This window comes from Pseudoroseomonas ludipueritiae, assembly GCF_014490445.1.
GTDB lineage: Bacteria > Pseudomonadota > Alphaproteobacteria > Acetobacterales > Acetobacteraceae > Pseudoroseomonas > Pseudoroseomonas ludipueritiae.
In genome coordinates, this window is sequence record NZ_JACTUZ010000038.1 from 25,551 (window position 1) to 31,872 (window position 6,322).

The following is a 6,322-nucleotide window of genomic DNA, read 5'->3' on the forward strand; positions in this document are numbered from 1 at the left end:
GCCGCCGCGCCATGAGCGCCACCACGATGCCGGCCGCCGCCGTGCCCGCCATGACCCCCAAGGTCCGCCTGGGCTTCATGGCGATGGTTTTCGGCATGTTCATGGCGATCCTGGATATCCAGATCGTCTCGGCTTCCATTTCCGAGATCCAGGCCGGCCTCGCCGCCAGCCCGGATGAGGCGAGCTGGGTGCAGACCTCCTACCTGATCGCCGAGATCGTGATGATCCCGCTGTCGGGCTTCCTGTCGCGCCTGCTCTCCACCCGCGTGCTCTTCACGGCCTCGGCCACCGGCTTCACCATCTTCTCGCTCGCCTGCGCCTTTTCCTCCAACCTCGGCACCATGATCGTCTTCCGCGCCGCCCAGGGCTTCATCGGTGGCGCGATGATCCCGACGGTTTTCGCGGCCTCCTTCATGCTCTTTCCGCCGGCCAAGCGGGCGGGGGCCACCGTGATCATCGGCCTGACCGCGACGCTGGCGCCCACCATCGGCCCGACGCTCGGCGGCTGGCTGACCGAGAGCTTCTCCTGGCACTGGCTCTTCCTGATCAACGTGCCCGTCGGCATCGCCATCGCCACGGCGGTCTGGCTGACGGTGGATATCGACAAGCCCGACCGTTCCCTTTTGGCCAAGTTCGACTGGTGGGGGCTGGCCGCCATGGCCGCCTTCCTGGGCAGCCTGGAATATGTGATGGAGGAAGGCCCGCGCTGGGATTGGCTGGCGGACGAGACCGTGCGCAACCTGGCGGCGGTCTGCCTCGTCTCCGGCATCGTCTTCTTCTGGCGCGCCTCCACGCGGCCGGAGCCGATCGTGGATCTGCGCGCCTTCACCGACCGCAACTTCGCCATCGGCTGCCTCTTCAGCTTCACCATGGGCATCGGCCTCTATGGTGCGGTGTATCTCATCCCGCTCTTCCTGGGCCGGGTGCGCGGCTACAATTCCATGCAGATCGGCGAGGTGATGTTCATCACCGGCCTCTGCATGTTCCTGGCCGCCCCCTGGGTGGGCAAGGCGCTGGCGCGCTTCGACCCGCGCATCCTGCTGGCCTGCGGCCTGATGCTGTTCTTCCTCTCCATGTGGCTGACGGCGCGGCTGACGGTGCAAAGTGCCTTTCCCGACATGGCCTTCCCGCTCGGCCTGCGCGGCGTCGCGATGATGATGTGCATGGCGCCGGTGAACCAGATCGCGCTGGGCACCATCGCGCCGGCCCGGCTCAAGAACGCCTCCGGCCTCTACAACCTGATGCGCAACCTGGGCGGCGCGGTCGGGCTGGCGGTGATCAACACGCTGGTCAAGGACCGCTCCTTCCTGCACCGCGTGCATCTGGGGGAGGCGGTGAACTGGGCCCGCCCGGAAGCCCTGCAGTCCCGTGACAGCATCGCCGCCGCCATGGCCCGCCATGTGGGGGAAGGCGCCTCGCATTTCGCCGCTCTGGCGCGGATCAAGGCCATGGTGGCGCAGCAGGCGCTGGTGCTGGCCTATAACGACGTGCTGATCGTCATGGCCTTCTGTTTCCTGGTCTCTCTGCCGCTGGTGCCCTTCCTGCGCCGGCCGCGGCAAGGCGGCGGTGGCGATGCGCACTGACGCCGTTTCGTCACGCCGCTGTCAGAGGCGGGCAACACGGCAACAGTAACAGCCCGGGCGACGATCAACGGAGATCCCGCCCATGCGCAGCCTTCTTCTTGCCGCCAGCGCCCTGGTTGCGCTGGCCGGCGCCGCCCAGGCCGCCGATGACCAGCGCTTCGAGGCCAAGCTCGCCGGCCATGCCGTGCTGCCGGCCATGACCATGGCGCTGCCGCCGGCCGATGCGCCGCGCGATGCCATGCTCTCCGGCAAGTTCGCCGGCGCCAGCACCGACCGCAACGATCTCGCCGGCTCCGTTGCCGGCACCACCGGCCCGGCGCCGGATGGCCGCCCCACCGGCCTGTCGTTTCCCTTCGTTGGCCAGCCCGTGCAGGGTTTCTCCGGCATCAAGCCGGTGGCCGGCGAGCCCGGCGCCTATTGGGTGCTGACCGACAATGGCTTCGGCAACAAGCGCAACAGCGGCGACGCGCTGCTCGCCTTCCGCAAGATCCGCCCCGACTTCCGCTCCGGCCAGGTCGCGGTGCTGCAGACCGTCTGGCTGACCGACCCCGACCGCCGCGTGCCCTTCCGCATCGCCAATGAAGGCACGGATGCGCGCTACCTGACCGGCGCCGACTTCGACCCCGAGAGCATCCAGCCCGCCCCCGATGGCAGCGGCTTCTGGATCGGCGAGGAATTCGGCCCCTTTATCCTGCGCGTTGATGCCCAGGGCCGGGTGCAGCGTGTGGTGCCGACGGTGCTGGACGGCAAGCCGCTGATGGGGCCGGACCATCCCGCGCTTGCTGTTGGTGCCACCCCAACGGCACGGGTGAATTTCCGCGTCCGGCGCTCCGGCGGCTATGAGGGCATGGCGATGCTGCCGGATGGCAGCCGCCTTTGGGCGCTGCTGGAGCAGCCGCTGCTGGCCGAGGGCGGCGACCAGCCCGAGGGCGCCTTTATCCGCATGATGGAATTCGACACCCAGAAGGGCGACTGGACCGGCCGCAGCCTGAAGTTCCGCCTGGCCGAGGGTGCCGCCGCCATCGGCGACTTCAACATGATCGACGACCGCCGCGCCCTGGTGATCGAGCGCGACAATGGCGAGGGCGATCCCTCCCTGGCCTGCCGCGACGGGCAGCGGCCGCCGGCCTGCTTCGCCACCCCCGCGCGGGTGAAGCGCGTGACGCTGGTGGACCTGGGCGCGCCGGATGCCGAGGGCTTCGTGCGCAAGGTTGGCCATATCGACCTGATGGACATCCAGGACCCCGAGAAGCTGGCCCGCACGCGCGGCGACCGCGGCCCCGGCACCGCGCCCGACCGCCTGAGCTTCCCCTTCTTCACCATCGAGAACGTGGCGATGGTGGATGAGGAGCACATCATCCTGGGCAACGACAACAACCTGCCCTTCAGCGCCGGCCGCCACCTGACGCGGGCGGATGACAACGAGCTGCTGCTGCTGCACGTGCCGGCGCTGCTGCGGGCCCGCTGAGCCCATGCCGCCGGGTGGGGGCCTTGCGGTCCGCGCCCGGCACGCTTACCCCTGGCCTGGGCCGAGCTGATTCGCGGCCCGCGCCGCCCCGCCTCGGGGAGGTCGCTTCCCCGTGGTGGAGACCCTTCCGCATGATCTTCCGCGACGCCACCGCCGCCGACCTTCCGGCCATGGTCGCGATCTATGCCCACCACGTCCTGCACGGCACCGGCACATTCGAGGAGGTGCCGCCCGACCAGGACGAGATGGCCGCGCGCCTCGCCAAGGTGCAGGGGCATGGCTGGGCCTGGCTGGTGGCGGAGGATGAGGGCGAGGTGAAGGGCTATGCCTATTTTGCCGCGCTGCGGGACCGCTCGGCCTATCGCTTCTCGGCCGAGGATTCGATCTATGTGCGGGATGACGTGCGCGGCCAGGGCGTCGGCAAGGCGCTGGTGGCGGCGCTGCTGGAGCGTGCCGAGGCCGCCGGCTTCCGCCAGATGTTCGCTGTGGTGGGGGATTCCGACAATGTCGGCTCCATCGGCCTGCATCTCTCGCTGGGCTTCAAGCAGGTCGGGCTGCTGCGCGCGGCGGGGCTGAAGTTCGGCCGCTGGGTGGATGTGGTCTACCTGCAGCGCAGCCTGGGCGCCGGCGACAAGACCCTCCCCTGAACGGCCAACCTTTCGCTCGCCGAGGCGTGTAGTCGCGCCTCGGTTGCACCATGACAATCTCCCGCCACCGGCGCGATGCAAGGACGCCGGCTTGGGAGAGAAACGTCATGCCGCATCTGCCGGCCACCGGCCGCCGTGCCATCCTCGGTGCCTCAGCGCTCGCCACCCTGGCCCTGCCCGCCCTGGCCCAAGGCCAGACGCGGGACTACGGGCGCGGCGCGCCCCCCGTGCGCTACCCCGATGCCGATATCGTGGCGCTGGACCAGAAGCGCTTCACCGCCCGGCTGGGCAATAGCCGCATCCAGCGCCTCCATACCGGCATGAGCTGGGCGGAAGGTCCGGCCTGGCACGCCACCGGCCGCTTCCTGATCTGGTCCGACATCCCCAATGACGAATGCCTGCGCATGACGGAGGAAGACCGCCACGTCTCCCGCCGCTTCCGCAGCCATTCCGGCTATTCCAACGGCAATACCTTCGACCGCGAGGGCCGGCAGATCGCCTGCCGCCACTACTACCGGGACGTGGTGCGCTACGAGCCGGACGGGAAGCTGACGGTGCTGGCCGCGCGGGGCCCCGATGGCGCCTTCAACGCGCCCAATGACGCGGTGGTGCATCCGCAGGATGGCGCCATCTGGTTCACCGACCCCGGTTATGGCGCCCTGATGGACTATGAGGGCAACCGCCTGCCCGAGGCCGCCAATTCACCCCGCCCGCTGATCAAGGAAGCGATCTACCGCCTCAACCCCGCCAATGGGCAGGTGGAGAAGGTGGCGGACCAGCCCTTCAAGCCCAATGGCCTCTGCTTCAGCCCCGATTACCGCACCCTCTATGTCGCCGATACCGGCGTAAGCCATTACCCCGAGGCCAGGAGCATCGTCTGGGCCTTCACGGTGGAAGGCACGCGCCTGACCAACCCGCGCACCTTCTGCAGCATGGAGATGGATGGCAAGACCGGCATGGCCGACGGCATCCGCTGCGACGAAGCCGGCAACCTTTGGGTCGCCGCCGGCTGGGTGGGGGATGGCTATGACGGCGTGCATGTCTTCGCGCCGGATGGCCAGCGCATCGGGCAGATCAAGCTGCCGGAAATCTGCGCCAATCTTTGCTTTGGCGGCACGCGGCGCAACCTGCTCTTCATGTGCGCCAGCCAGTCGCTCTACGTGGTGCCGGTGGAGACACGCGGGGCACATTTCTGCTGAAGGGGCGGGAAAGCCGGGGGAAGGAATTCCCCCGGACCCCCTTCTTTTTCTTCGAGTTTGCGGCAGGCCGCCTAAAGCTTTGTTTCCGGCCTTGAGCTGAACCAGAATTCGAAGAAAAAAGAAGGGGCCTGGGGAATTCATTCCCCAGCCTTCACGCCACAGCGCGGAACCGCGCCGAGACCACGCTATCCTGCTCCAGCGCCGCCATGATGGCCTCCCGCCCGGCGGCGGTGGCGGTCAGGGCCACGACTTCCTTGAACCAGGGTGCCTCGCCACGGGTGCGGGCCAGGAAGAGCCGATCCAGTGCGATGGCGGCGGGGCTGCGCGGCTGGCAGCAGGCGCAGCCGATAGGATGGGCCGTGGCCACCGGCGTGGCATAGCGCTCCACCCGCGCTGGGGCGGGGGGCAGGGCGGCGCCATCCTCGGCCAGCACCACGGCGCCGGGCGGCGCCTCGGCGGCATGCGCCAGCAGACGGACAGGGGTGCGGGCATCCAGGGACCACGTCATGGCGCTAGACATAAAGATGTCTTTATGTCATCGGCAACCCCATGGAGCCTCTGCTCACCCAACTTCGTGCCGCGGCCGAGCCGACGCGCCTGCGCCTGCTGGCCCTCTGCGCCCGTGGCGCCTTCTGCGTCAGCGAGCTTTGCGCCATCCTGGGCCAGTCCCAGCCTCGCCTGTCGCGCCACCTGAAGCTGCTGGTGGAGGCGGGGCTGCTGGAGCGGCTGCCGGAAGGCGCCAATGCCTATTTCCAGGTGGGGCACGACGGCGCCCTGGCGCGCCAGCTTCTGGCCCGCCTGCCGGAAGATGACGCCACCATCGCCGCCGACCGCCGTGCCAGCGCCCGCATCGCCGCCGAGCGTGCCCGCGTGGCCAGCGAGAGCTTCCGCCGCCATGGTGCCGACTGGGATGAGATGCGCGCGCTCGGCCTGCCGGCGCCGGCCATCGAAGCGGCACTGGTAAAACTGGTGCCGAAGCGGGTGGCGCGGGCGGTGGATATCGGCACCGGCACCGGCAAGCTGCTGGATGTGCTGGCGCCGCGCGCCGATGCCGTGCTGGGCCTGGATGCCAGCCGGGAGATGCTGGCCCTGGCCCGCGCCCGCCTGGCTGAGCGCGACATGGCCAATGCCAGCGTGCGCCTGGCCGATATGTACCGCCTGCCGCTGCCCGATGCCGGCTTCGACCTGGCCACCCTGCAGATGGTGCTGCATTACGCCGAGGACCCCCAGGCCGCCCTGGCCGAGGCCGCGCGCGTGCTGAAGCCCGAGGGGCTGCTGGTGGTGATCGACCTCGCCCCGCATGAGCGGAGCGAATTGCTGACCGGGCTGGCGCATCGCTGGCCCGGCTTCGACGACGCGGCGCTGGCCGGCTGGCTGGGTGCCGCCGGCTGCGCGCCGCTGCCGCCGGTGGAAGTCGCGGGGCCG

6 protein-coding genes are annotated in these 6,322 nt (G+C 69.5%); 5 read left to right on the plus strand and 1 reads right to left on the minus strand.

Annotated elements, in window-relative coordinates:
- The first annotated feature begins 11 nt into the window (after window positions 1–11).
- The 4 genes from IBL25_RS10990 (at window position 12) to IBL25_RS11005 (ending at window position 4,897) form a co-directional block, all read left to right on the plus strand.
- Window positions 12–1,583 carry a DHA2 family efflux MFS transporter permease subunit gene (locus tag IBL25_RS10990; RefSeq protein WP_187778587.1) on the plus strand — a complete coding sequence of 524 codons (1,572 nt, stop codon included), beginning with the start codon at window positions 12–14 and terminating at the stop codon, window positions 1,581–1,583.
- Window positions 1,584–1,665: 82 nt separating this feature from the next.
- Window positions 1,666–3,051 carry an esterase-like activity of phytase family protein gene (locus IBL25_RS10995; protein WP_187778588.1) on the plus strand — a complete coding sequence of 462 codons (1,386 nt, stop codon included), beginning with the start codon at window positions 1,666–1,668 and terminating at the stop codon, window positions 3,049–3,051.
- Window positions 3,052–3,182: 131 nt separating this feature from the next.
- Window positions 3,183–3,698 carry a GNAT family N-acetyltransferase gene (locus IBL25_RS11000; RefSeq protein WP_187778589.1) on the plus strand — a complete coding sequence of 172 codons (516 nt, stop codon included), beginning with the start codon at window positions 3,183–3,185 and terminating at the stop codon, window positions 3,696–3,698.
- Window positions 3,699–3,805: 107 nt separating this feature from the next.
- Entirely contained in the window at window positions 3,806–4,897 is a 1,092-nt protein-coding gene (locus IBL25_RS11005) for an SMP-30/gluconolactonase/LRE family protein (RefSeq protein ID WP_187778590.1), read from the plus strand.
- A 151-nt stretch (window positions 4,898–5,048) separates the two neighbouring features.
- On the opposite strand, the gene IBL25_RS11010 is transcribed toward IBL25_RS11005, so the two are convergent.
- Complete coding sequence (locus tag IBL25_RS11010; RefSeq protein WP_238940354.1) at window positions 5,049–5,405, minus strand: hypothetical protein; 357 nt, start codon at window positions 5,403–5,405, stop codon at window positions 5,049–5,051.
- A gap of 41 nt (window positions 5,406–5,446) precedes the next feature.
- Between IBL25_RS11010 and IBL25_RS11015 the strand changes: the two genes are divergently transcribed.
- Window positions 5,447–6,322 (plus strand): ArsR/SmtB family transcription factor (locus IBL25_RS11015; protein WP_187778592.1); only part of this gene is annotated, 876 nt, incomplete at its 3' end.